General features: G+C 62.8%; 20 protein-coding genes and 3 pseudogenes. 14 read left to right on the top strand and 9 right to left on the bottom strand.

Annotation, left to right across the window (positions count from 1 at the left end; genetic code table 11):
• The first annotated feature begins 32 nt into the window (after nt 1–32).
• Both C468_RS01150 and C468_RS01155 read left to right on the top strand, forming a co-directional pair.
• Nucleotides 33–356, top strand: a complete 324-nt coding sequence (locus C468_RS01150; protein WP_008847031.1) for a hypothetical protein — start codon at nt 33–35, stop codon at nt 354–356.
• A 302-nt stretch (nt 357–658) separates the two neighbouring features.
• Nucleotides 659–1,522, top strand: a complete 864-nt coding sequence (locus C468_RS01155; protein WP_049911826.1) for a hypothetical protein — start codon at nt 659–661, stop codon at nt 1,520–1,522.
• Between the two features lie 75 nt (nt 1,523–1,597).
• Here C468_RS01155 and C468_RS01160 read toward each other — a convergent pair whose 3' ends face one another.
• Nucleotides 1,598–2,731, bottom strand: a complete 1,134-nt coding sequence (locus C468_RS01160; protein ID WP_049911828.1) for a serine hydrolase domain-containing protein — start codon at nt 2,729–2,731, stop codon at nt 1,598–1,600.
• An 89-nt stretch (nt 2,732–2,820) separates the two neighbouring features.
• On the opposite strand from C468_RS01160, the pseudogene C468_RS01165 reads away from it, so the two are divergent.
• Nucleotides 2,821–3,189 (top strand): annotated as a pseudogene (locus tag C468_RS01165) (7-cyano-7-deazaguanine synthase); the annotation flags it as partial.
• A 44-nt stretch (nt 3,190–3,233) separates the two neighbouring features.
• Here C468_RS01165 and C468_RS17270 read toward each other — a convergent pair.
• Nucleotides 3,234–3,674, bottom strand: a complete 441-nt coding sequence (locus tag C468_RS17270; RefSeq protein ID WP_080510576.1) for a hypothetical protein — start codon at nt 3,672–3,674, stop codon at nt 3,234–3,236.
• Nucleotide 3,675: 1 nt separating this feature from the next.
• Nucleotides 3,676–4,203, bottom strand: a complete 528-nt coding sequence (locus C468_RS01170) for a DUF7342 family protein (protein WP_008847036.1) — start codon at nt 4,201–4,203, stop codon at nt 3,676–3,678.
• A 155-nt stretch (nt 4,204–4,358) separates the two neighbouring features.
• Here C468_RS01170 and C468_RS17275 point away from each other — a divergent pair.
• A pseudogene (locus C468_RS17275) lies at nt 4,359–4,553 on the top strand (7-cyano-7-deazaguanine synthase); the annotation flags it as partial.
• A 119-nt stretch (nt 4,554–4,672) separates the two neighbouring features.
• Here the strand turns inward: C468_RS17275 and C468_RS01175 are convergent.
• Entirely contained in the window at nt 4,673–5,089 is a 417-nt protein-coding gene (locus C468_RS01175) for a winged helix-turn-helix domain-containing protein (RefSeq protein WP_008847037.1), read from the bottom strand.
• Nucleotides 5,090–5,187: 98 nt separating this feature from the next.
• Here C468_RS01175 and C468_RS01180 point away from each other — a divergent pair, with 98 nt between their 5' ends.
• The 4 genes from C468_RS01180 (at nt 5,188) to C468_RS01195 (ending at nt 9,375) form a co-directional block, all read left to right on the top strand.
• The gene (locus tag C468_RS01180; protein ID WP_008847038.1) at nt 5,188–5,820 is read left to right on the top strand and encodes a DUF7509 family protein; all 633 of its coding nucleotides are present in this window, start codon (nt 5,188–5,190) and stop codon (nt 5,818–5,820) included.
• A gap of 178 nt (nt 5,821–5,998) precedes the next feature.
• Nucleotides 5,999–6,406: an IS200/IS605-like element ISHko3 family transposase gene (gene tnpA / locus C468_RS01185; RefSeq protein ID WP_008847039.1), complete on the top strand. Its 408-nt coding sequence runs from the start codon at nt 5,999–6,001 to the stop codon at nt 6,404–6,406.
• Nucleotides 6,406–7,650: an RNA-guided endonuclease InsQ/TnpB family protein gene (locus C468_RS01190; protein ID WP_008847040.1), complete on the top strand. Its 1,245-nt coding sequence runs from the start codon at nt 6,406–6,408 to the stop codon at nt 7,648–7,650. The genes tnpA and C468_RS01190 overlap by 1 nt, the downstream gene beginning before the upstream one ends.
• Before the next feature lie 348 nt (nt 7,651–7,998).
• Nucleotides 7,999–9,375 (top strand): aspartate aminotransferase family protein, encoded by a 1,377-nt coding sequence (locus C468_RS01195; protein ID WP_008847041.1) that lies wholly within the window; start codon nt 7,999–8,001, stop codon nt 9,373–9,375.
• 69 nt (nt 9,376–9,444) lie between these two features.
• Here C468_RS01195 and C468_RS01200 read toward each other — a convergent pair whose 3' ends face one another.
• Nucleotides 9,445–11,112, bottom strand: a complete 1,668-nt coding sequence (locus tag C468_RS01200; RefSeq protein WP_008847042.1) for an aldehyde ferredoxin oxidoreductase family protein — start codon at nt 11,110–11,112, stop codon at nt 9,445–9,447.
• A 228-nt stretch (nt 11,113–11,340) separates the two neighbouring features.
• Here C468_RS01200 and C468_RS01205 point away from each other — a divergent pair, with 228 nt between their 5' ends.
• Complete coding sequence (locus tag C468_RS01205) at nt 11,341–12,522, top strand: M24 family metallopeptidase (RefSeq protein WP_008847043.1); 1,182 nt, start codon at nt 11,341–11,343, stop codon at nt 12,520–12,522.
• 24 nt (nt 12,523–12,546) lie between these two features.
• Here the strand turns inward: C468_RS01205 and C468_RS01210 are convergent, their stop codons facing one another.
• A complete protein-coding gene (locus C468_RS01210) occupies nt 12,547–13,524 on the bottom strand; it encodes an NAD(P)-dependent oxidoreductase (protein ID WP_008847044.1) in 978 nt (325 codons plus the stop codon).
• 135 nt (nt 13,525–13,659) lie between these two features.
• Here C468_RS01210 and C468_RS01215 point away from each other — a divergent pair, with 135 nt between their 5' ends.
• The 4 genes from C468_RS01215 to C468_RS01230 all read left to right on the top strand — a co-directional run bounded on the left by C468_RS01215 (nt 13,660) and on the right by C468_RS01230 (nt 18,967).
• Complete coding sequence (locus C468_RS01215; protein WP_008847045.1) at nt 13,660–14,982, top strand: amidohydrolase; 1,323 nt, start codon at nt 13,660–13,662, stop codon at nt 14,980–14,982.
• The gene (ilvA, locus tag C468_RS01220) at nt 14,979–16,280 is read left to right on the top strand and encodes a threonine ammonia-lyase (protein ID WP_008847046.1); all 1,302 of its coding nucleotides are present in this window, start codon (nt 14,979–14,981) and stop codon (nt 16,278–16,280) included. Before C468_RS01215 ends, ilvA begins: the two co-directional genes overlap by 4 nt.
• An 859-nt stretch (nt 16,281–17,139) precedes the next feature.
• On the top strand, nt 17,140–18,495 hold the full coding sequence (locus C468_RS01225; RefSeq protein ID WP_394295465.1) for an RNA-guided endonuclease InsQ/TnpB family protein: 1,356 nt from the start codon (nt 17,140–17,142) through the stop codon (nt 18,493–18,495).
• A gap of 133 nt (nt 18,496–18,628) precedes the next feature.
• Nucleotides 18,629–18,967 carry an OsmC family protein gene (locus C468_RS01230; protein WP_008847048.1) on the top strand — a complete coding sequence of 113 codons (339 nt, stop codon included), beginning with the start codon at nt 18,629–18,631 and terminating at the stop codon, nt 18,965–18,967.
• Nucleotides 18,968–19,087: 120 nt separating this feature from the next.
• Here the strand turns inward: C468_RS01230 and C468_RS01235 are convergent, their stop codons facing one another.
• From C468_RS01235 to C468_RS01245, 3 genes are all read right to left on the bottom strand, one after another.
• On the bottom strand, nt 19,088–20,449 hold the full coding sequence (locus C468_RS01235) for an aminotransferase class III-fold pyridoxal phosphate-dependent enzyme (protein WP_008847049.1): 1,362 nt from the start codon (nt 20,447–20,449) through the stop codon (nt 19,088–19,090).
• A gap of 92 nt (nt 20,450–20,541) precedes the next feature.
• Nucleotides 20,542–22,176, bottom strand: a complete 1,635-nt coding sequence (locus C468_RS01240; protein ID WP_008847050.1) for a BCCT family transporter — start codon at nt 22,174–22,176, stop codon at nt 20,542–20,544.
• Nucleotides 22,177–22,611: 435 nt separating this feature from the next.
• Nucleotides 22,612–23,259, bottom strand: coding sequence for a hypothetical protein (locus C468_RS01245; protein WP_008847051.1), 648 nt, complete (start codon nt 23,257–23,259; stop codon nt 22,612–22,614).
• A gap of 171 nt (nt 23,260–23,430) precedes the next feature.
• On the opposite strand from C468_RS01245, the pseudogene C468_RS17285 reads away from it, so the two are divergent.
• A pseudogene (locus tag C468_RS17285) lies at nt 23,431–23,718 on the top strand (RNA-guided endonuclease TnpB family protein); the annotation flags it as partial.
• Nucleotides 23,719–23,827: the final 109 nt, after the last annotated feature.

Below are 23,827 nucleotides of genomic sequence, written 5' to 3' on the forward strand. Positions count from 1 at the left end.
ACCGGTATGTGCGCGACGACCGAACAGTTGGTGTGTCCACCACGAGCGTCGCAACGGCGGCCAATCCGCAGGCGCTGGTCGACAGGCTCCCAGCGGCCCCGGGCGACTGGGAGCGGTACGACGAGTCCGGCGGCGTCGTTGAGTATCGGCTTCCAAATGGGGAAAGCGCCTGTACCGCGACGAAAGTCGCAGTCCGTCCCGGCATCCTGAGCGACGCGGCCGTCCGGCTCGTCCGCAAACGCGGGTGTAGCGACGCGGGGAGCGACACCTTCGACTCGCTCGACGCCGCCGCGGACGCAGTCAGCCGAGAGCTCCACCACGTCCTCGCGGCCGTCGACGGCGACCAGCCGCAGTAGACTCGGCTGTGTGTTCGGCCGCGACTTCAACACCGCCACGAGCGATACAGAACAACGAGAGACCACCACTGCTATCCGGAACGAACTGTGATACACTACTCATTTTACTGAACGATCCTGTACACCCAGTACTGACCGATCGGCCTCTCCCGAAGATTGACCACGGTTCGCACCGCATTCGCGCCTTGTGTGCGGCAACAAACTCACGAGCGTCTCCGGATCTGGCAGAACCTTCGTGACCGGTCCAAGATAGCCAGTTGATGTCCCAACCATCTTACCAAACCTCCGGGTATTACTTCTCGATGGATGTCCGTCGTGCCCTCCTCGGCAACCCTGACGAACGCCACCGTATCGCTGGCACCATCGGTATTGTATTCGTCTTCTCATTCCTCCTCTATGCCGCCTACTGGCGGTCGAACGCGGCCTACGGTGCGAGTACGGAGGTGACCTCCCAGTTCAGTGCTATCCGCGCGGTCACTCCGGAACTCAGTGATAGCGGTCACTCCAATGCTGCCGCCATCCTATACCTGCCCACAGCGGCGCTCGCGATTCTCGTTCAGTATCACGGTGGCGCCGTACTCTACACGCTCGCGGCGGGGCCCGTCCTCCCGGTCGCGTCGGCTCTTGCTCGCGCGGCGTTTAGCCCGTTGCCAGACGTATTGGAGATTGACGTCCTCAGTGTCACACTTCCGACCCACATTCGGCTCGGCCTCGCCGTCGGCGCTCTTGCCGTCGTCGTTGGATCTGTGTTCCGGTACTGGAGGCCGCCGACCGGGCGTTTGTTGTCGGAACGCTTCTTCGGCTCGTCGGAGGACCGCTACAGAGCGCTCGCCGCCATCGTTGTTATCGCCGTTCTCTCAGTTCCGTTCACGTTCTGGTTGTACGCCACGTACCCAACCTATCAGCCCTTCTCGTATGCCGTGTTCGGCGCTCCGATTGCGGCGCTCGTCTACTCGCACTGGCGCGGGATTGTACTCGCGTGGCTCGGCAACGCTGCGGTCGTATTGGGACACTCCACCGCAATCGCGTTCATCGCCGGTAGCCCGGACTACGTCGTCGATCCGGGCTTCTTCGTCCCCGCACTCGTGATCGCAACCGCAACAGGGTCGCTCGGTGCGGGCGCGGCCGTCGTCTTCCGAGAGCTGTACGCGGTTGTCAGCCGCTGAGTCCTTATAGCGTCGAGATCACTCGGAGAATAGGTCGAAGGCGCCTTATCCCGGAGAGTCGACTACCACGAGCCCTCACTCAAGGAGCGCTAACCGGACAGCATCGGACATTCCACTAATGCGAGCGGCATGCTCCCAAGATTCCTCGCGAATACCGTTGGTGACGTATGCGAAGCCGACGTTCAGTTCCGGGTCACCCCAGCCGAAAATACTCCCGAGCCCGGCATGACCGAACATCCGCTCGTGGCTGAACGATCCGAACATGTCATTTGCCAATCCGCCAGTCCAAAACCCGAGCGCATACCGGGCCGGTCGCGAGAGCGTCCCGTCAGAATCTGTTTCAGCGTGGGTCCGAGTCGCTTCGGCAACCGTCTCCTCACCAAGCAGGCGTGCGCCATCGAGTTCGCCGCCGCTGGCCATGCACGCGTAAAACCGCGCCATGTCTCGCGCAGTGCCAATGCCGTTTGCCGCCGGGATGACTGCACGCCGAACAGCTTCGTTATTAAACGCGTCCGCGGATTCGGAGGCCGGGATGCCTAACCCCTCACCGGGATCACGACAGCGGTCGAACATCTCGAATCCGGCTAGGGTAGCGACATCGTCGTCGTCATCCGAGTCAAGCCCGATCGACGACCGATCCATTCCTAACGGGTCAAACACGTTTTCGGCGACATACTCGTCGACGTGCTGACCAGAAATACGGTGGATGAGTTCACCGACGATCCAGCCGTAGTTGAACGTGTGATATGCGGGTTGTTCGCCCGGGTCGAATACCGGATCGATATCTTCCATGGCCCGGACGACTGCGTCCCAGTCTCCCCACTGTTCGGGCTGGTCATCGAAATCGCCGTATGGGATACCGGCGGTGTGGCTAAGCACCTGTCGGATGGTAATATCGGCTTTCTGTGTCCCGTTATCGGCGAACCCGGGCCAGTGATCGACAACCGGGTCGTCGTACGCAGCCTCGCCCTGCTCAATGAGTTGATGCAGGCCGACGCCCGCATATGGTTTCGTACACGAGAAAATGAGATGACGCGTTTCTGCGGTGGTTTCGTCGCCATTCGGGCCGGTCGTCCCACCGGCGAAATCCACGACGAGGTCTCCGTCAACGTAGACGGAGAGTTGGGCACCGTGATGCAGACCAACATCGAGATGCCGGTCGAATTCGGCTCGAAGTTGCTGTCGATCACTCTTGGTGAGTGTTGGCATACCACTACTTCAAAAGTATTGACAATAAGAATTGGGTAAGGACGTACAGTTTACCGACTACACGCTGTATGCTCAGCAGGTAAGCGACGAGCGTGGCGACGTCGTACGCTGAGGCGACTGATTCGGAGGCGCTGTTCATCGGCGCGCATTCGGAGGATTTCTCCGGGTATCCCGACTGTCGCCCCGCCTTTTTCGACGCCTTTCAGAACGTCATTGATGTCGGGACAAAACCGGAGACGGAGATCGAGTTGAAAGCGCCGTTCGTCGAGTGGTCGAAAACGGAGATCGCCGAGCGTGGGTTGGAGCTCGACGTGCCGTACGAGATGACGTGGTCGTGTTACCGAGACGAGGAGCCGGCGTGTGGGACGTGTGATGCGTGTGCGTTCCGGCTTGAAGCGTTCCGGAACGCTGGGTCACGCGATCCGATCGAGTATGCTGAGCGGCCGGAGTTTTCGTAAGTCGTTGCTAGTTGGCTGCGGGTCAGATCGGTCGGAAAGATCACTCACCAGAGCGATTCGATACGCTGCTCGATTGCTTCGAACACCGTTGAGTACACGTCGAGTGGGTGGAGGGAAGCGAGGTCGAGATCGGAGACGTCAGTACCGGTTGGTGGTTCGTGAAAATGGAGTCGGGTGTTGTGTGTATTTGGATGCCGATCCCAGCGACACTCCCAGTGGGTGTTGTCTCCCCGGGTCTCGACGTAGTGGATGGAAAAATCCCCGGTTGTGAACCATCGGATGTCGGTTTTGGCGTCAGCGACCGTATCGGGATACCGTTCAGTGTCAAGGGTGGCGGTGAGTAATCGCGGTTCGTACGTATTTGGGTCGAACTGGGTGGCAGCAACGAGTGGGTCCGTCGTCAACTGTCGTTCAAACAGGCGTAACGTTTGTCGATCGGGCGGACCCGTCGATTCAGCCGCTGAATCCTCTGTGGGCGGACTCATCTTAAGCGGGGATGAGGTGCCCGTCGTTCTGTGAGAGTTGGCGGGCAAGTTCGTATAAGCGAATATCTCGAATGACTCCCTGCCAGTCGCTTACTGCAGTCATGCGGTCGTGGATCGTCTCGTGGTCCTCGGCGTCGAACACCGCAACGGTGGCTGGGTCGGTGGTGCCGAATTCGGCTTCGTACTCCGTCCGTCGCTGTTCAAGTGCTTCGACGCGGTCGATGATCGAATCGACAGAGAGATCAGTGGCGATCCGACTCGCCTCTTGCCATTCGAGATACCCATCGTTTCGCTCGTACGTGGCCGGACGGCTGTCACGATCAGCGCGGGCAATCCCCATCTCCGCAAGACGATCGAGATGCTTTTTTGCGGCGTTCGGAGAGCAGTCCGCGAGCTCTGCAACCCTCCTGTATGTCGTCGGTGACGTGAGCCCGAGGACCACATCGTAGACGCGGCCGAAGGTATCGGTTCCGTCTTGCCACCGTGGCGTCTCTGTGGCTGAGTCAGGAGCCGGATTGAACTCGCTCATGGTAGTCTCTACGGGGCAAGCATCAATATATCTTTGTATCGCTCAAATATCTGTGAGTCTTGGGTCGGGCAAGTTTCCCAGCCACTCGGGTCGGACACGTCGACCGCTCTCTGACTCGCACTCATGATCTCAACAGCATATGCCGTTTATCGATTGTTGAGTGGTCAAAAACAGAAATTGCGGAACATAGATTGGAGCCCGGCGTGCCGTACGAGATGGCGTGGTCGTGTTACCGTGACGAGGAGCCAGCGTGCGGGACGTGTGATGCGTGTGCGTTCCGGCTTGAAGCGTTCCGGAACGCTGGGTCACGCGATCCGATCATGTATGCTGAGCGGCCGGAGTTCTCGTAACCCATCGGTTGATACGTGTCTCACTTTCACCGGCGGCTGGACAGGGGTAAAAGTAGTCCGCTGTAGCGGGCGGGCTATTCAAACTGGGAAGCATGGCCGTAGTGGGACAGATCACCACCTCATTCACCCTCGGTCGAACTGCTGTACATCGCTTCAAACTCTGCTTCGCCGCGGATCAGCTCGTCAACGCCGCTCGTGAGCGTTACCTCGCCGAACACTGTCGCTCGGTAGTACGTGTGGAGGCCGTCTGCTCCTCGCTCGGTGTGTTGGCGTTTTTCGACGAGGCCGACGTCGACGAGTTTGTTGAGGTGGTAGTGGAGGGTGCTGTCGTCGATGTCGATCGCGTCCTCCAGTTCTTTGGGGCTCATGTCGCCGCTATGGACGAGTCGGTAGAGGATTTCGTATCTGGTGCGGTGCCCGACCGCTGCGTGCATCGCCACGTACTCGTCAAGGCTGAGGATACTCTCCTCAGGCAGCAGGTCTTCTGGATCCTCCGGGAACATTGCGCCGGCGGTCTGTGAGTGATCCGTCGCCATCGTAGTGTCTCGTACGGGCGAGAGACGCTTAGGTTTTCTCAAGCCGAATTTTCTCAAAAACACCGTCTTTTAAATACTAACAGCGGTCTTACTTGTACGTGACTATAGAGATCACGCGCGACCTCATCGTCGAGCGGTTGGGTCACGTGACGTACGACCGGTTTCTTTTCTACTTGATGGGACCGTACAAATCATTCAATCTCAACTACGTGCTCAGCGAGGAACAGCGGGAAGCAATCGACGTGGAGGATCTCCCGGGACCGCTCCGTCGTCTGTTTCAAAGTAAAGAAGAGATCGATGCGGCACAGGCACTCTTGCGACGAGTACAGGGTGCACTTCGCGTGACTCCCGGCGTGAACGCGTTTCTTGCTGTTGACGTTGACGTGGATACTGACGAGGTGGATGCCGCAACGCAAAGTATCGAGTACACGCGGTGTAGCAACGCAACGGCGTTCATCCTCCCGTTTCTCGGGCATAATTTCGGCGTCGGCGAAGAAGCCGGAAGCATTCTGGAAGCGCTTTCAGAAACCCACGGAGACCGGTTGATCTTCATACACGAGGCTGATGTGACGAGCGCGATGATACGATCCGCACAGGTGCGATGGGACTTGCGAGTAGCAACGTATGAGACCGAGTCAGAACTCGTGTCGAAGCTTCGGCTGTTCACCGGTGGCATCATGCATCGAGAACGCCGCGGCGATCTCGATTCGTTAGCTGGATATAGGCGCTAAGCCCCCACCCTCAACGGAGCGATCGAAGGGAGCGGAGTAGGGTGGGGATACAGCGCCGTCATCATCTGTTCATACAGCGCCGTCATCATCTGTTCATACAGCAATACGGTTGCAGGCCCACAGACCCACGTAGTCACAACGTTTTTTCACTGGGGTACCGTACAATAGTACGAACCCAATGGAGTACGACCTCGATTCGGGAGCGCATTCGACGTACTCCCTGCACTACCACCTGATACTCACTACGAAGTATCGGCGCGGAGTGCTAACCGAGGAGCGAACCCAATTCATTCGCGGGGTTATCAGCGGGTTCACGGACAACTACGGCGTCGAACTGACGAACCTCGACGGAGAGGACGACCACGTTCACATCCTGTTCCGAGCGAAACCCACCACAAACCTCGTGAAGTTCATTAATACAGTCAAGGGCGCGACTGCTCGCCGTATCCGAAACGAGTACGAGGATGAGCTGAAGACCGAACTGTGGGGCGACTCGTTCTGGAACGACTCGTACTGCCTCATCTCGACGGGGCAGGTGTCGCTGGATGTGCTGAAACAGTACGTCGAAGACCAGCGGGAGAGCTGATGTACTACGCCTACAAGTACCGTCTCAAGCCGTCCGACGCCCACCGAAAGGAGTTGGACCGCCACCGCGATATTTGTAGGCAATTGTACAACCACACGCTCTATCGGCTCAACGAGTACCAAGACGAACACGGCGAACTACCTTCCATGACCACGCTTCGGTCGGAACTCCCCGACCTCAAGAACTGGTGGGACGGCCTCTCCGACGTGTACTCGAAGGTTCTCCAAACCGTCGTGGAACGGCTGTTCGACAACCTCAAAAGCCTCTCCAAACTCAAAGAGAACGGCTACGGCGTCGGTCAACTCAAGTGGAAGCCGCCACGGGAGTTCCGCAGTTTCACGTACAACCAGTCTGGCTTCAAGCTCGACAAAAAGGGCGGTCAGACTGTGCTGTCACTCTCGAAACTCGGAGACATACCGATTCGGCTCCACCGCGCCATCCCCGACGACGCGAAGCTCAAACAGGTCACGATCAAGAAGGAACCGACGGGCGAGTGGTTCGCCACGTTCGGCGTCCAAATGGACCGTGAACCGCCCGAACCGCCTGAGAATCCCGAGCGGTGCGTCGGCATTGACGTGGGGATTCTCAAGTACGCCCACGACACCGACGGGACCGCCGTCGGGTCGCCCGACCTCTCCGCCGAACGGGAGCGTCTGGAACGCGAACAGCGGTCCCTCTCACGGAAGGAATACGGGTCGAACAACTACGAGAAGCAACGACGGCGGGTCGCGGAGTGTCACGCCGATCTCCGACGAAAGCGCCGCGACTTCCTGCACAAGCTCTCGAACTACTACGCTCGGGAGTACGACCTCGTGGCGGTCGAAGACCTGAACGTGAAAGGGATACTCGAATCACCGTCGAACAGCCGCAACACGGCGGCGGCGGCGTGGCGAACGTTCCTCACATTACTCGAATACAAGTGCGAGCGTGAAGGAACGCACTTCGTCGCCGTGAATCCGAGAGGGACGACCAAGGAGTGCGCGTCGTGCGGCGTTTCGACCGACAAACCGTTGTGGGTCCGTGAACACACCTGTCCCGCCTGCGGGTTTAAGTCGGACAGGGACGCAAACGCGGCGTGGAACATCCTTTCTCGCGGCCTCGAAGATGTAGGAGTGGGACACTCCGAATCAACGTCTGTGGAGACTGCGCTCCCTGTGGACACCGACTCGGTGTCTGCAAAGCGCGTCGTGGAAGCAGGAAGCCCTACCCTCAAGGAGCGAACGGCGTCAGCCGTGAGCGAGTAGGGTAGGGTAGTTCACCGATGGACGGTGGACTGCGAAGTGTATTGTCGGATTCATCCTGCGGCTGAAGCCGCAGGTACTCTTCTTGTATCTGTATAAACGGCACGGACGGGCCGAAACTGACGAGTGACACCGACATTGAGAGTCCTCGCTTGTGCGCGAACTGCGTCGGTGATCCTGGGAGCCGGCGCTGCGACGTACCCCAGGTTGATCTCGGGGCCACGTCGCGTGCGCATCGCTACCGACCAACGAGTGGGGCGCGACCGCCCGGTGTGAAAACAGATTTCGTGTACACCGTCATTGATTGCTGGTTCCACCAACCATATGTGGGCGTGTCGTATCGGTTGCCACATGGCGGGACCGCCGATCCACGAATTACACTTCGCAGAGGAACCGAGCGTCGACCGAGTCCCCGGGCCGAACTCTCGGCGCCTGCTCGACAGACAGGAGGCCATCGACAGCAGCGCGGTCGCGTACCCGAATGACATCCCGCTCGCGTTCGAGGAGGGGAAGGGTGCAACCCTGAAGGACGCGGACGGGAACGTGTTCCTCGACTTCTTCGCCGGGATCGGCGTCTACAACGTCGGCCACGCGAACCCGTACGTCAACGAGGGCGTCCACGAGCAGATCGACAAGCTCACCCACACCGTCGACTTCCCGACCGAGCCCCGCCTCGATCTCATCGACAAGCTCGACGAGATCGCACCCGGAAGCCTCACCGGCAACAGCCGGTTCGTCTTCGGCGGTCCCACCGGTAGCGACGCCGTTGAGGCGTCGATCAAGCTCGCGAAGTACAACACGGGCGGTAACGGGCTGCTCGCGTTCCGGAACTCCTACCACGGGGCGACGGCCGGCGCGATGAGCATCACGTCGAACAAGAAGTTCAAGAAGCCGTACGCACCGCTGTTGCCCGACGTGGTCCACGCGCCGTTCCCATACCCCTTCCGCGAGGGGCGGAGTCCCGAGGAGTCGGTCGACCGCGCGCTCGAAGAGGTCCGCGCGATCGTCGAGGAGCCGTACGGCGGCCTCACGGATCCGGCCGGGATCTTCGTCGAGCCGATCCAGGGCGAGGGAGGCGTCATCGCCCCGCCGGACGGGTTCCTCTCGGGCCTCCGCGAGATCGCCGACGAGAACGACCTCCCGCTGATGTTCGACGAGATCCAGGTCGGGATGGGCCGTACCGGTGAGTGGTGGGCGTCAGAACACTACGACGTGACGCCGGACGTGATGACGACCGCGAAGGCACTCGGCGGCAACGGCCAGCCGCTGTCCGGGACGATGTACCACGAAGATCTGGACACGTGGGGGCCGGGCGACCACGCGGGCACCTACCGGGGGCACGTCCCCGCGATGGTCGGCGGCCTGCGCGCGATCGAATACATCGAGTCGCACGACCTGCTCGACCACGCGACGGAGGTCGGCGCGTGGATCCGCGACCGCCTCCGCGACGCCGGCGAGGGCGACCCTGGGCTCGGCCAGGTCCGCGGTAAGGGCCTCTTCGTGGGCGCCGAGTTCGTCGACGCGAACGGGGAGCCGGATGACGACCGCGTCGAGGCGATACAGGAGTACTGCTACGAACACGGGGTGCTCGTCTGGACGGCGGGCCAGTACGGCAACGTCGTCCGGCTCCTGCCGCCGCTCGTTCTGACCCAGCAGCAAGCGGAGGTCGGCACCGAGGTCATCGCCGACGCGATCGAAGCGACGGCGGAGCTGGCGATCGCTGAGTAGTCGTCCGTCGAACGGTCGTCGGTCGAACAGTGGTCAGCCGAGCGCGACGTCAGCAGCCGAGGACCGGGCTCACGCGGGCAGCGCCGACTCGGGCACCGTCCCGTCCTCGTTCCACCCGCGGTGCTCGTAGTACGATTCGATGGCGTCGTCGAGCCCTGGGAGCTCCTCCTCGTACGGCAGCCGGTCGTCGTCGACGTCGAGCCCTCGCTGATTATTGAAATGGCGCTCCAGCGTGACGGTCCGCGCGCCCGCGGCGAGCAGCTCCTCGAAGTCGGCGTCGAAGAGGAGCTCGTAGCGCTCCGGCGTCATGAAGTCTCGAGAGAACTTACAGACGACGCCGCTGTCGTTGAGCGCCATCAGGTTCTCGCGCTCGATGAGCCGCTCCGCTTTCCCCTCGAACCCCGCGGGCTCCATCGCCTCGTCCTCCTCGACGAGGGGGTACTCCACGGAGTAGAACGTCGCGTACATGTGGTCGGCCCCGCGATTCGCGACCGCGTACGAAAGCGCCTGTCCGTGGAGAAGTCGTCCCTCGTGGGCTGCGAAGTCCATATTCTTCACCGACCAGTTCCCCACGCCGAGCTCGTCGTGGATCCGGCCGATCCCCTCCGCGAGCCGGTCGCCCACCCCGTCGCGGTGAGCGATCTGTTCGACGAGGTCCCAGATGAGTTCGCGGTTGCCGAACTCGTCCTCGGCGGCGAGGTACGCGGCGATCGTGTTGCCCGTAGAGATGGCGTCGAGCCCGTACTCGTCGCAGAGGCGGTTCGACTCCATCACGTCAACGATGTCGTCGACCCCGGAGTTCGAGCCGAACGCCATCGCGACCTCGAACTCGGGGCCCTCCGTCTCGACGCCGCGGGCCTCGTCGCGGGTCGGGAGCTTACAGGCGAACGCGCACGCCGAGCACGTCCCCTTCTTGTACTTCTTGTCGGCGACGGCAGCGCCGTTGATCCCTTCGACGCCCTCGAAGGAGCGCTCGGAGAAGTAGTACGACGGCAGCCCGTCCATCTCGTTGGCCAGGTCCATCACCGCCACGGTCCCCTGCTCTTTCATGATGTGGTCCTCGGTGGCGGCCTCGCGGTGGATGTCGTTCGCGGTCGCGTCGATTGAGAACTCGGGTGCCGAGTCGCCGCCGAACGTGACGGCCTTGATATTCTTCGAGCCGAGCACCGCGCCCAGCCCGCCGCGGCCGAACGCGCGCTCCTCGGTCGTCATGATCGACGCGAACCGGACCTCGTGTTCGCCCGCAGGGCCGATCACGGCCGTCTGCTCGCTGGAGAGGTCGTGTTCGTCCTCCAGATAGCCCGTTGTCTCCGAGACCGTCGCCCCGGCGAGGTCGGGCACCGACTCGAACTCGACGCCGTCGTCGCGCACGTGGACGACGACCAGCTCGTCGCTCGCGCCCGCCAGCTCGATCGCTCCGTACCCCGTCGCCGCGAGGTGGCGCGAGACGAAGCCGCCGGCGTTCGACGAGAGCAGTCCGTCGGTCAGCGGCGACAGCGCGGTGCAGTTCGTTCGCCCCGTGAAGCTCATCTGGGAAGCCTGCATCGGCCCGGTGGTGAACACGGCGCGGTTCTCGGCTCCGAGCGGGTCCGCGTCGAACGGGATCCGCTCGTGCGCGAGGCTCGTCGCCACACCCCGTCCGCCGATGTATCGCTCCTGAACCCCCGTGATATCCGTCTCAGACGTCGTCCGCTCGCCGACGTCGATCGACAGTAGCGGCCCGGTACTGTGTAGCATGTCCAACGATCCGTGGACACGGTACAAAAAAACCGGCCTCACCCGCCCAGATTGAGGGTTTCACGGCCTCTCAACCGCCCTCACGAGATGGCTCGCGAGGCGTCTGAGCGACGCTTCGGGGCGAATTCGCGGGATCAGCGGGGAGAACCGTACACAGTATCCGTTTTTAATGTACACGATAAATTTATGCTGCTCCTGGCTGATCGGCTTCGTAGACGTTCTGTTATCATGCCACGGGAACACATCTTCGACGAGGCCGAGTACGAACGGCGGGTGGCTCGGACGAAAGAACGGTTGCGTGAGCGGGACCTTGACGCGATCGTCGTCAGCGACCCGGCGAACATGAACTACCTGACCGGCTACGACGGCTGGTCGTTCTACGTCCACCAGGCGGTCGTGGTCACGCCGGACCGCGACGAGCCGATCTGGATCGGTCGCGACATGGACGGCGACGGCGCGCGGGCGACGACCCACCTCGCAGAGGAGAGCATCCGCGCGTACAGCGACGACCACGTGCAGTCGCCGCGCGACCTCCACCCGATGGACTACGTCGCGGGCGTCCTCGAGGAGCTGGACGTCGCGGACGGGCGCGTCGGGTTGGAGATGGACGCCGCCTACTTCACCGCGAAGTCGTACACGCGGCTGCAGGGGAACCTCCCGGACGCCGAGTTCGAGGACGCGACGCTGCTCGTCGGCTGGCTCCGGATCAAGAAGTCCGACCAGGAACTGGAGTACATGCGGCAGGCCGCGCGGATCTCCGAGAACGCGATGCAGGCGGGTCTCGACGCGGCCGGGGAGGGCGTCCCGGAGTACGAGGTCGCCTCCGCCATCTACCAGCAGCTGATCGACGGGACCGACGAGTACGGCGGCGACTACCCGGCGATCGTCCCGCTGATGCCGTCGGGCGACCACACCGGCACCCCCCACCTCACGTGGACGGACCGGCGCTACGAGGACGGCGACCCGGTCATTATCGAGCTCTCCGGCTGCCGCCATCGCTACCACTCGCCGCTGGCGCGGACGACGTTCGTCGGCGAGCCACCGACCGAGCTCCAAGAGACCGCGGACATCGTCGTGGAAGGGCTGGAGGCAGCACTCGACGCTGCAGAGCCCGGCGTCAAATGCTCGGCCGTCGAGGAGGCGTGGCGCACGACAATCGAGCAGTACGGGCTCGAGAAGGAGGACCGCATCGGCTACTCGATGGGGCTCGGCTACCCGCCGGACTGGGGCGAGCACACCGCGAGCATCCGCCCCGGCGACGACACCGTCCTCGAGGAGAACATGACGTTCCACATGATCCCCGGCATCTGGACCGACGATATCGGGATGGAGATCAGCGAGACGTTCCGCGTCACCTCGACCGGCGCGGAGACGCTGGCCGAGTTCCCGCGAGAGCTCTTCACGGCCTGAGCGGGATTCTCGGGACCGCCTCCCTCACTCCGGCCTGAGGACCGCGTTCTCCAACTCCTCGCCGTTATCCAGCGCCGCGACGTTGTCCGCGACGATATCTGCCAGCCGGTCCCAGTGTTTGGGTGTGTGGCCACCCGTGTGCGGGGTGACGAGGCAGTTCTCTAGATCCCAGAGAACGTGGTCCGACGGGAGCGGCTCGGGGTCGGTGACGTCGAGGGCGGCGCCGCGGATGCCCTCGGTCTGCAGCGCGGAGACGAGCGCGTCGGTGTCGACGAGGCCGCCGCGTGCCGCGTTGACGACGACCGCGTTCGGCGGGAGCGTCGCTAGCTCCGCCTCGCCGACCATCCCGCGAGTCAGGTCGTTCAGCGGGCACGCGAGCACGACGTAGTCGCTCCGGGCGAACGCCGCGTGGACGTCGTCGTCGTCGAAGCCAAGCACCTCGTCGGTGGGCCCGCCCTTCTCCGGCGTGTAGCGGATCCCGATCGTCTCCACCTCGAACCCGGCGAGCCGCTGGACGACCGCCTGGCCGATCGAGCCGAGGCCCACAACGGTGACCGTGCTGTCGGTGAACTCATGTGACTGGAAGTGGCGCCACTCGCCGTTGGCCTTCCGGCGGAACCCCTCGTGGAGGTTGCGCGCGAAGACGAGCATGTTAGCGATCGACTGCTCGGCGATGCCCGGCGCGTGGATGCCCCCCGCGTTCGTCACGGTGACGCCGTGATCGCGGAGCGCGTCAGTCGGAACGTGGTCGGTGCCGGCGAAGGTACACGCGAACAGCTCCAGTCGGTCGGCGCGCTCAAGGAGGCCGGCATCGAGCGTGATGCCGGTCACGACGCGGGCTCGCGGCACGAGGTCGCGCTCCTCTGCTGGCGTCTGCGCGAGCGCGACCGTTCGGTCCGGAAGTCGGTCGCGGAGTGCGTCCGCGTACGACGCCATCGACAGTCCTTCCGTTCCCTCCCGCAGCACGACGATATCCGGATCGGCGGTCTGGTGTGAGCTCATGAGCGGTGGGCGCGTCGAGACGACGCGTTGGCGGATCAAGGCGAGGGGGTTTCTTAGCTTTTTGTGTACCCTACGTACACGACAATTGTGTATGATCAACTACGCTTAAGACGGTCGAGTGAGAGAGCCACTCGCATGAACGAACCGATCCGAGATCGGCTCGCCAGCGTCCGCCGACGATTCCACCGCCACCCGGAGCCGGCGTGGCGCGAGTTCCTCACGACGGCCACGCTCGTCGAGGAGATCCGGTCGATAGGCGTCGACGAGCTCGCGATCGGCCCGGACGCGTACGACCCGGCCGACCGGATGGCCGTGCCGGACGCGGACCTCGGCCCGTGGGTCGAGCGCGCCCGCGACCGCGGCGCGGACCCGGAGCTGCTCGACCGCATGACCGGCGGCAACACCGGCGCCGTCGCCGTCCTCGACCGTGGCGAGGGGCCGTCGATCGGGCTCCGCGTCGACATCGACGGGCTGTTCATCGAGGAGTCCACCGACCCCGACCACGACCCCGTCGACGAGGGGTTCCGCTCCGAGATCGACGGGACGATGCACGCCTGCGGCCACGACGTCCACATGACGTGGGGGCTCGCGGTCCTCGAAGCCATCGCCGAGAGCGACTTCGCCGGCCGCCTGGTGGTGTTCTTCCAGCCCGCCGAGGAGACCGGCGGCGGCGGCCATCCGATGGCCGAGAGCCGGTTCGCGGACGACCTCGACTACCTGCTCGCGGTCCACGTCGGCCTCGACCACCCCACCGGCGAGGTGGTCGCCGGAATCGAGAAGCCGCTGGCGATGGCGCACCTGGACGCGACGTTCGAGGGGACCTCTGCGCACGCCGGGAAGGCGCCGAACGAGGGAGACAACGCGATGCAGGCGATGGGGACGGCGATCGTGAACGCGTACGGGATCCCCCGGCACGCGGACGGCATGACCCGGGTCAACGTCGGAAAAGCGGAGGCCGGCACGGCGAGCAACGTCATCGCCGAGCGCGCGCACCTCGAGGCCGAAGTGCGCGGCGAGACGACCGAACTGATGGAGTTCATGCACCACCGGTTCGAGCGCGCCGTGCGCGCCGCCGCGACGATGCACGGCTGTCGCGGCACCGTCGACCTGGTCAGCAAGTCGCCGCGCGCGGACAGCGACCCGGAGCTGCAGGCGCTCGTGACCGACGTCGCCGAGGGCGTCGACGGCGTCGACACCGTGCTTCCGGCCGCGGACTTCGGCGCGAGCGAGGACGCGACGTTCCTGATGGAACGCGTCCAGGAGGCGGGCGGGCTGGCGACGTACCTCATCGTCGGTACCGACCACCCCACGAGCCACCACACGCCGACGTTCGACGTGGACGAGCGGAGCATCCGGCACGGCGTGGACGTGCTCGTCGGCGCGGTTCGCGACCTCGAACGCCGACACCCGGTCCCGCAGGTCGAGAGCGCGGCGAGTATCCGTCAGAACGGCGAATGACCGACGGCTCCGGTCCCGGCGATCCCACTCCCGACGCCGCCGCCGAGGACGGGGCGGAGCCGTCGCCGACCGTCACGCTCGGTGATGTCGAGGACGCACGCGACCGGCTCGCCGATGTCGCGCATCGGACGCCGCTCGACACGTCGCGCACCTTCGCCGAGATGAGCGGGGCCGCGTCGCTGGGGCTCAAGCTCGAACAGCTCCAGCGGACCGGCTCGTTCAAGATCCGCGGGGCGTACAACGCTATGGCGCAGCTCTCCTCGGCCGAGCGCGAGGCCGGCGTGATCACCGCCAGCGCGGGCAACCACGCGCAGGGCGTGGCACTTGCGGGCGATCTCCTCGGGATCGACGCAACGATCGTCGTCCCCGAGGTGACGCCCGCGGCGAAGATCGCGGCGACGCAGGGGTACGGCGCGACCGTGCTCGTGGAGGGCGACATCTACGAGCGCTCGTACGAGTACGCCGTGGAACGCGCCGCGGAGACCGGCGAGACGTTCGTCCACCCATTCGACGACGCGGCCGTCATGGCCGGACAGGGCACGGTCGGCCTCGAACTGCTTGAGCAGTACCCCGCGATGGACGCCGTGGTCGTCTCCATCGGTGGCGGCGGGCTCATCTCGGGCATCGGGACGGCCGTGGCGACCGCGGACCGAGATGTCCGGGTAGTTGGCGTCCAGCCAGAGGGCGCGGCCCACGCCGAGCCGTCGCTGGAGGCGGGTGAGGTGCGTGCGCTCGACGACGTCGACACCGTCGCCGAGGGGATCGCCGACACGCGGCTGTCGGAGGCCACCCTCGCGGTCGCGAGCGAGGCCGTCGACGAGGTGGTGACCGTCTCCGACCGCGAGATCGCGGCGGCGGTGGCGCTGCTGGCCGAGCGCGAGAAGGTGGTCGCCGAGGGGGCCGGCGCCGCGCCGCTCGCCGCCGCGATATCCGACCGGCTGGACCTGTCCGACTCGAACCCGGCCGTCGTCGTGTCGGGCGGGAACGCGAACCTCACCGACCACGCCGAGCTCGCGCGCACCGGCCTGATCGAGCTCGGGCGCTACGCCGAGGCGCGGCTCGCGCTCGCGACGTGGCCGTCGCGAGTCGACGACGTCATCGAGGCGGTGACGGCGGAGGGCGCCAAACTCGGCGCGCTGGAGCGAGCACGCCGGAGGAGGTCTGATCACCCGAATCGTACGCCCGTGACGATCGAGATCGAAGGCCGCGGCGCCGACCACCTCGACGCGGTGCTAACGGCTGTCTCGGCGCTCGACGGCGTGTCGGTCATCGAGCGATCGGTCGTTGGCGGGAGTTGAGCGAGTGGCGACGGTGATCGCTCTGTACAGGGAGCCTATTGATTGACATCCTCCCCGCGCTGAAGCGCGAGGATTCCCACGGCACCGTGCCGCTGGTTTGGGATGGTTATGGTTTGGAGCGTCCTTAATGGGCGGCTACTGGCTGTGCCAAGCAGCCGTTACTCCTATCCCGGCATGGGATTCAGAGATACTTTTGCTGACTGCACCTCGCCTCGCAAACAGAAAGGGGTGCTTTCTGCACGAGAGTAGGGAATCCCGATATTGTCCGATTAAGTGGGCGGACAGGCCGCCTCGGATACCAACTTGTACACCAACCACCATTTTAAACCATCCGGCCAGATCTGAGCGTATTCCTTGCCGAATCGACTGTCGGATTCATCCCCGCGCTAAAACGCGAGGCTTTCTCCTCGAACTTCCGTAATTCGTCGGACCGCAGATCTGTTGCCAAAGCCGAGCGTCCCTAGGATCGCCGCAGCAACTACGCTTCCGACAATAGCCGAGATGATCCTCACAGGCGCGCCCGGTATTGTATATTTTGCGCGCTACTGTTACGCGACTGCGATGTGAATCCTTCGGAAGGGGGTTGAGACAACAGTATTATAATTGAAGGTGCAATAGTATTGCGTGTAATAAGAATGACTGAACTCAACGGATTAGATACCGTCGCACTCGAAAACATGATCGAGTCGGTTTCTGAAGACCCTGCTGAGGCATCATAATAACCGCAAGGCGGAAACCCGCGTCTTTAGGCGCGGGAGGAAGCCGACAATCCATTACACGAACCATACCCAATAGCAGGCTGACTCCCCCATGTCAATATAAACCATTATAACAATTCCCTGTCTTATATGAAGTACAGATGGTGGAGGATTCAAACACTCGAACCGTGCCCATCAAACTCGATGTGGACCAGAGTGCTGCTACCCTTCTCCACCAGACAACCGACCACTTCCTCGACGCCGCCAACTACGTCGTAGACGTAGCGTGGCAACCAGACTGGAAAACCACCAGCAAACAGAAACTCCACGATCAAACGTATTACGATGTTCGAGACGACTCACCGCTCCCGGCCAACCTCGTGCAAGCCGCACGCAACCGAGCCGCAGAAGCCGTCAAAGGCTGTGTCGAACGCTGGAAGGATGGCAAAAAAGCCTCGAAACCACACTTCACGTCACGGTTCGCCAGCTACGACACCCGAACCGTCACCGTCAACGACGACCACGCCACGCTCGCCACCATCGATGGGCGAGTCACCGCAGAGTTTGTCCTCCCCGATGAACAGCGTGACACGCCACATTCGGCGTACTTGTTCAACGGAAATTACGACGTGAAGGGTGCTACACTCCACTACGACGAGGTTGAGGATTGTTTCTATCTTCACGTGCGGACAAAGCCCGCCGTGGAGAACGATGATACCGAACAAGGCGATGCCAAGCACGTCTCCGTCCTTGGTGTTGACCTCGGCATCACAAACATCGCAACCACCTCAACCGGCACGTTCTGGAGTGGCGGCGAACTCAACCACTGGCACCGAGAGTACGAGAAGCGACGGGGCGACCTACAACAGACCGGGACTCGATGGGCACACGAGAATGTTCAACGAGTCGGTCGAAAACAAACCGGGCGCTTCGAGCAGCTGCTTCACACGATCTCGAACGAACTCGTGGAGGAAGCTGTTAAAAACGACTGTACGCACATCGTGTTCGAGCAACTCAAAGGCATCCGCGAACGCCTCCCGCACGCGAAGGCGGTTCACAAGTGGGCGTTCCACCGACTCTACGAGTACGTCACGTACAAAGCCGAGTCTGAAGGGCTGGAGGTGATGCAGATTAACCCGGCGTACACGAGTCAGCGCTGCTCGAAGTGTGGATTCACGCACGAGGATAATCGCCCACACAACAACGGTCAGGACGAGTTTGAGTGCTTGAAGTGCGGGTACGACGTTCACGCGGATTACAACGCGGCGAAGAATATCGGTCTGAAGTATCTCCGCGACCAGCAAAAGTCTGGTCGCGGAGGCGCACCCGTAGGCGTGCGCTTGAACAGCGGGACGTTGAACNCTCCGCGACCAGCAAAAGTCTGGTCGCGGAGGCGCACCCGTAGGCGTGCGCTTGAACAGCGGGACGTTGAACGTGAATGGCGAGTATTCACCTACCGCCCTCAGCGGGTAGAACGGGAGTCCACGCTGAATGCCACGTCCTTCAGGGCGTGGTAGCTTACTCACGTTCCGGGCAGAAACTGAATGGACCGGTGGCTTTGCGAGTGAGACACACATTAGCGATTTCGACCAAGATGGAACGACTGTCGAGTCGCCGGAGTTCACGATCACTGGCGACGAACCCGAAGCGATGCTCGGCGACCGTGCTGGTCCGAACGCAGTCGAACACCTCCTCGCTGCGATTGGATCCTGCCTGAGCGTTACGTACGCTGGACACGCGGCAGCTCACGGCATCCAACTCAATGACCTCTCTTTCGAGTTCGAGGGTGACATCGACCTCCGCGGGTTCCTCGGGTTGAGCGACGAAGTCCGGGCGGGATACGACCAGCTCCGGGCCACGACGCACATCGACGCCGACGCGTCGGAAGACGAACTCAGGGAACTACACGAGGAAGTCACTGCAACCTCGCCGGTGTACGACAACGTGACGAACGAGGTCACACTCGACTTCGATCTCCAGTTCGAGTGATCGTTCCGTCGGGCGAGCCAAGGAGAGACTCCTCCGCCCGACACATCAACGAAATCTGGTAGAACAGATAGTTCACTGATTGAGCAGGTTAACACTGTCTGTACCACCGGTTTCAGCCCTTTAGTTCGCCGCCGCGGTCGCGCTGACGGCGTCGACCGCGTCGAGGAAGATGCCCGTGCCGAGCGCGATCTCGCGTTCGGTCGCATCCAGCGGCGGTAGCAGTCGGATCGTCTTCTTTCCGCAGCCGAGCGTCAGGAGGCCGCGGTCGAGAGCGGCCTCGACGACGGCCCCGCGACGCTCCGCCGTGTCGAACTCCACCGCGAGCATTAGCCCCTTGCCGCGGACGTCCACGACGGTGTCGGGCACGTCGTCGCGGAGGAGCTCTTTCGCCTGCCGCCCGCGCCGGGTCGCGTTGGCCAGTAGGTCGTGCTCCTGAATCGCCTCCAGCGTGAACGCCCCCATCATCGAGCCGAGGAGGTCGCCGCCGCCGAACGTCGAGCCGAGGCGGTTCTTCTCCGTCGGGAAGACGTCCGACCGAGAGATCGTCGCGCCGACGCGCAGCGCCTTCGCGGCCGCGATGACATCCGGCTCAATCGCGTAGTGGTCGGCCGCCCATATCTCGCCCGTCCGGCCCATCCCCGACTGGATCTCGTCGACGACGACCGGGATGTCGTACTCCTCGGTGACGGCGGCCACCTCGTCCATGAACGCGTCGCTCGGGAAGCGGTAGCCGCCGACGCCCTGGATCGGTTCGAGCGTCAGGAAGGCGATCTCGTCGGGGTCGACGTGGCCGCCCTCCGGCGCGAGCATGTCCCGGAGCTGCGAGCCGCCGCCGGCGAAGAAGCCGCAGTCGCAGCTCGCGGCGTCGCAGCCACGGTCCGCACAGAACGGCACCGTCTCGATGCCGCTGATCTCGGGGTACCGGCGGGTGTACACGTCCTTCGATTTGGTCAGCGAGAGGGTCCCGAGCGTGCGGCCGTGGAAGCTACCCTCGAAGGCGACGCCGTACTTCGCCGGCGCGCGGTGGTCGTGGGTGATCTTCATCGCGTTCTCCATCGCCTCCGCCCCTGAGTTCGAGAGGAACACCGTGTCCATCCCGTACTGACTGGAGACGTCAGTCAGCAGGTCCATGAGGTGGCTCGACCCGGGGAAGTCGGCCTCCTCCGGGGTCGGCCCGGAGCCGAAGTACATGTCCTGGCCGGCGATCTTCAGCGGCTCGACGAGGTCAAACTCCCGCAGCTTCGAGAGCACTTTCTCGTTATTGTAGCCGAGCGGGGCCGCGCCGATGTGACAGGTAAAATCGAGGAGGACGTTGCCGTCGACGTCGGTGACGAAGGGCCCGTCCGCCTCGCGGGTCACGTCCCAGACGAACTCGTGTGAGTACTCGCTGGGCGCGGAGTGCGACTGGTGGAAGTCGACCCAGCGCTGCGCGTTCGGACCGGGGAGCGCGTCCGCGTCGGGTTCCGCCGTATCCCTATCCATACACAGTTTATGTATATACCGTACATTAAAAGTTGGTATAGGGGCCGCGCGATTCGGACGCTCCGGCCGTCAGTCGTCGGCCGCTCCGACCGTCAGTCGTCGTCCGCTCCGGCTGACTCGACCGGACTGGACCGTTCTGGGTCATCGGTCGACCCCCACAGCACCGTCTTCTGTTGGAGGAGCACCTGTTCGTAGTGCTTGCCGAAGTCCCTGATAAGCGACAGCATCGCGAGGAAGCAGACGAACGCGAACGGCGCACCGGTGATGATGACCGCGTTCTGGAGCGCGCTCGCTCCCCCCTCGCCGCCGATGATCATGAGGATCGCGGCGGTCATGCCGAGGACGACCCCCCAGAAGACGCGGTTGATGTTAGACGGCTTGGCCTTCCCGCCGGTGGTCATCATCGAGACAGCTAGCGTCGACGAGTCCGCCGACGTGATGAAGAACGTCGTGACGAGGATCATGAACGCGATCATGAACACCGTCCCGAACGGGAAGGCGTCAAAGAGGATGAAGCCGGAAATCTCCGGCGTGAAGTTGTTGATAACGGCACCGAAGTCAGCGGTACCGGTGTGATGGTACTGCAGCGCGGTTCCGCCGACGATGGTGAACCACGGGATGGTCGCCGCCGAGGTCGCGCCGATCCCCGTGAACGCGACTTCGCGGACGGTCCGTCCCTTCGAGATGCGGGCAATGAACAGTCCCGCGAACGGAGACCACGAGAGCGCCCACGCCCAGTAGAAGACCGTCCAAGAGTTCATCCACGTCGTCCCGGCTTCGCTACCGGCGCCGGTGTACAGGCTCATGGACGTGAACTCGGCGATCATGCCGCCCATCGCCTGTGAACCCAGCAAGAGCAGGAAGAGGGTCGGCCCCAGAATGAACGTCGCCAGCATGAGAGCGACGAACAGGATCATGTTAAAGTTCGACAGCCGGCGGATTCCCTTGTCGACGCCGAGCACCATCGAGATGGTAAACAGCAGCGTCATCGTGGTCACCACGAGGAGGATCCCGATGTTCCCGAGATCGATCCCCCACTGGTAGTTGAGCCCGGCGATGAACTGACTCCCGATGAACCCGAGCGACGTCGCCACGCCGCCGATCGTCGCGAAGACCGCGAGGATGTCGACGACTTTCGCGGCCGGACCGTCGAGGTTCTCCTTTCCGAGGATCGGCGTCAGCGCCGACGAGACCCGGAGCGGGACGTCCTCGTAGTTGTACGCGAAGTAGGCGATCGCGAGCCCCATGATCGTGAACACCGCTAGCTGGGGAAGCGCCCAGTGGAACAGCGTCTGCTGGATCGCGTACGGGATCGCCTCGGCCGTGCCCCCCTCGATCGCGAACAGCGGCGAGGGGTTATCGTAGTAGAACAGCGCCTCCGTCGGCCCCCAGAACACGACGCCCGCTGCGAAGCCGGCGGAGTACAGCATCGCGAAGTACGACAGGAAGCTGTACTCGGGGTCCGAGTCCCCCATCTTGATCCGCCCCCAGGGACCGACGATCAGGAACAACAGGAAGAGGACGATCATAAAAACGATCACCAACAACGCCCAGTTCAGGTACGAGACGACCCAATTATAGGCGGTGCCGATCGTGTCCGTGACGAGCGTCTCGTTGATAAAGAACGCCACGATCACGCCGGCGGTCAGCAACGCACCGAACGCGAAAACGATTGGATCGATCTCCGATCTGAACTCCTCGATCACGCCCTGTTCGGAGCCACTCATCAGGTGACACCTCCGCGACGGCGACGACTACTTGGCCCACAGTGCCTCCGCCGGGTCAGTATCATGCCACGTGCTGGCATGCACAGTCGATCAGAGTTGTACACAATAAGTGTTTCTCAAAATGCGATATTCTACTCGGTTTTTGTATCCTGTATATATGATCAACATAATTTGAATCCAGGAGATACTAAAGCGGTATCGCCAGTTCGATCCGCAAAAATCTGTACGTTCAGTGGAAAAGAGCCGCTATAACCCCAAAGACCATGTTAAATAGCGAGATTCTCAGACAGTACCGAGCGTCCGTGGAACCAGCTTCGCAGCGAGCGAACGGCCACTAGCCGTCGGACCGTCACCGATATTTGTTACCGCACAGATGACAGCGTGTTGCTCGTCAGTTCGTCGACTCAGGCCCGTCAGTTCGTCGACTCAGGCCCGTCAGTTCGTCAGTTCTTCGAGCGTGCGCTCGTGAGAGGTCGCGCTCTCCGTCAGCTTCTCGGCGAACTCGTCGACGCGATCCTTGATCTCCTCACCGGCCTCCTCCGGGGAGAACGAGTCCGACATGGTGAGCAGGCGGACGAACGCGCGGAGCTCCTCGTCGGTGAGCTCCGCGAACTCGTCGTTCTCGAGTTTGGCGACCACCTCGTCGACGTCGATCTGGCCGACCGGCTCGACGTTGAACTCCACGTTGACCATGCGGTAGTCCGACCCGGCGAGGCGCTGTTCCGCCTCCCCGACCCCCTCGGAGAGCATGTCCTTGAACGGGGTGTGGTACCCCATCGTACCAAGATGGAGGAACGCGAGCATATGGGTGATCCCCTGCGTGTACGCGTCGCGGTCCTCGTCGTCCGGGTCGAACACCGTCTTCCGGTCGCGCTCTTCGAGACACTCGAAGAGGATGCTGAAATCGAGGATAGCGTTCCGGACGCGGCGTCGGATCCGGTTCCGCTTCTGTTTCCGCGAGTGGTCCGTGTAGTCCGTCTTCCGGCCGAGCAGAAAGTCACGGTCGGAGGGCGTGAGGATCCCGCGAGGACGGTCCGACTCGGCGGCCGCCTCCAGCGACTCCGACACGTCGTTCTGGCTCATGCTCAAAATACCGGGTGCCACCGGATTAACTTTTGCGAGGCTAAGTCCCTGTCCTCAAGGAGCAACGCAGGGAGCGAAGCGACCGAGTAGCGTTAACGAGAGCAAAGCTCTCGTTCGCACATCAGAACGCAAAGCGTTCTGAGGACGCAGTAGGGGGGATACAGCGTCCCCAGAAATCGAAGCTTTCTGATGTGCGAAAGAGACGCTGGGCGTCTCGTCAACGCCGCACGGTTCTCATACACCTGCGACACTCGCGGCCTTGAAGACGTAGGAGTGGTTCACTCCGAATCAACGCCTGTGGAGACTGCGCTCCCTGTGGACACCGTTGTGTCTGCAAAGCGCGTCGTGGAAACAGGAAGCCCCATCACCAGAAGTCAAAGACTTCTGGTTAGCAGTCAGAACTCTTCGAGTTCTGACGACACCCTCAAGGAGCGAACCGCGTCAGCGGTGAGAGAGTAGGGTGGGGTAGTTCACCAGTAGTAACCGACCCCACCCTACTTCACTCGGCCTTGCGGCCTCGCTCGTTGAGGGTGGGGCTTTGATGTGGTTTTCGCCCTCGGTTGGCGCG

The organism is Halorubrum kocurii JCM 14978, from assembly GCF_000337355.1.
Lineage (GTDB): Archaea > Halobacteriota > Halobacteria > Halobacteriales > Haloferacaceae > Halorubrum > Halorubrum kocurii.

Coding starts and splice junctions, on each gene's coding strand:
- C468_RS01155 (WP_049911826.1), top strand. CDS start 659: ATGGATGTCCGTCGTGCCCTCCTCGGCAACCCTGACGAACGCCACCGT.
- C468_RS01160 (WP_049911828.1), bottom strand. CDS start 2,731: ATGCCAACACTCACCAAGAGTGATCGACAGCAACTTCGAGCCGAATTC.
- C468_RS17270 (WP_080510576.1), bottom strand. CDS start 3,674: ATGAGTCCGCCCACAGAGGATTCAGCGGCTGAATCGACGGGTCCGCCC.
- C468_RS01170 (WP_008847036.1), bottom strand. CDS start 4,203: ATGAGCGAGTTCAATCCGGCTCCTGACTCAGCCACAGAGACGCCACGG.
- C468_RS01175 (WP_008847037.1), bottom strand. CDS start 5,089: ATGGCGACGGATCACTCACAGACCGCCGGCGCAATGTTCCCGGAGGAT.
- tnpA (WP_008847039.1), top strand. CDS start 5,999: ATGGAGTACGACCTCGATTCGGGAGCGCATTCGACGTACTCCCTGCAC.
- C468_RS01190 (WP_008847040.1), top strand. CDS start 6,406: ATGTACTACGCCTACAAGTACCGTCTCAAGCCGTCCGACGCCCACCGA.
- C468_RS01195 (WP_008847041.1), top strand. CDS start 7,999: ATGGCGGGACCGCCGATCCACGAATTACACTTCGCAGAGGAACCGAGC.
- C468_RS01200 (WP_008847042.1), bottom strand. CDS start 11,112: ATGCTACACAGTACCGGGCCGCTACTGTCGATCGACGTCGGCGAGCGG.
- C468_RS01205 (WP_008847043.1), top strand. CDS start 11,341: ATGCCACGGGAACACATCTTCGACGAGGCCGAGTACGAACGGCGGGTG.
- C468_RS01210 (WP_008847044.1), bottom strand. CDS start 13,524: ATGAGCTCACACCAGACCGCCGATCCGGATATCGTCGTGCTGCGGGAG.
- C468_RS01215 (WP_008847045.1), top strand. CDS start 13,660: ATGAACGAACCGATCCGAGATCGGCTCGCCAGCGTCCGCCGACGATTC.
- ilvA (WP_008847046.1), top strand. CDS start 14,979: ATGACCGACGGCTCCGGTCCCGGCGATCCCACTCCCGACGCCGCCGCC.
- C468_RS01230 (WP_008847048.1), top strand. CDS start 18,629: ATGCTCGGCGACCGTGCTGGTCCGAACGCAGTCGAACACCTCCTCGCT.
- C468_RS01235 (WP_008847049.1), bottom strand. CDS start 20,449: ATGGATAGGGATACGGCGGAACCCGACGCGGACGCGCTCCCCGGTCCG.
- C468_RS01240 (WP_008847050.1), bottom strand. CDS start 22,176: ATGAGTGGCTCCGAACAGGGCGTGATCGAGGAGTTCAGATCGGAGATC.
- C468_RS01245 (WP_008847051.1), bottom strand. CDS start 23,259: ATGAGCCAGAACGACGTGTCGGAGTCGCTGGAGGCGGCCGCCGAGTCG.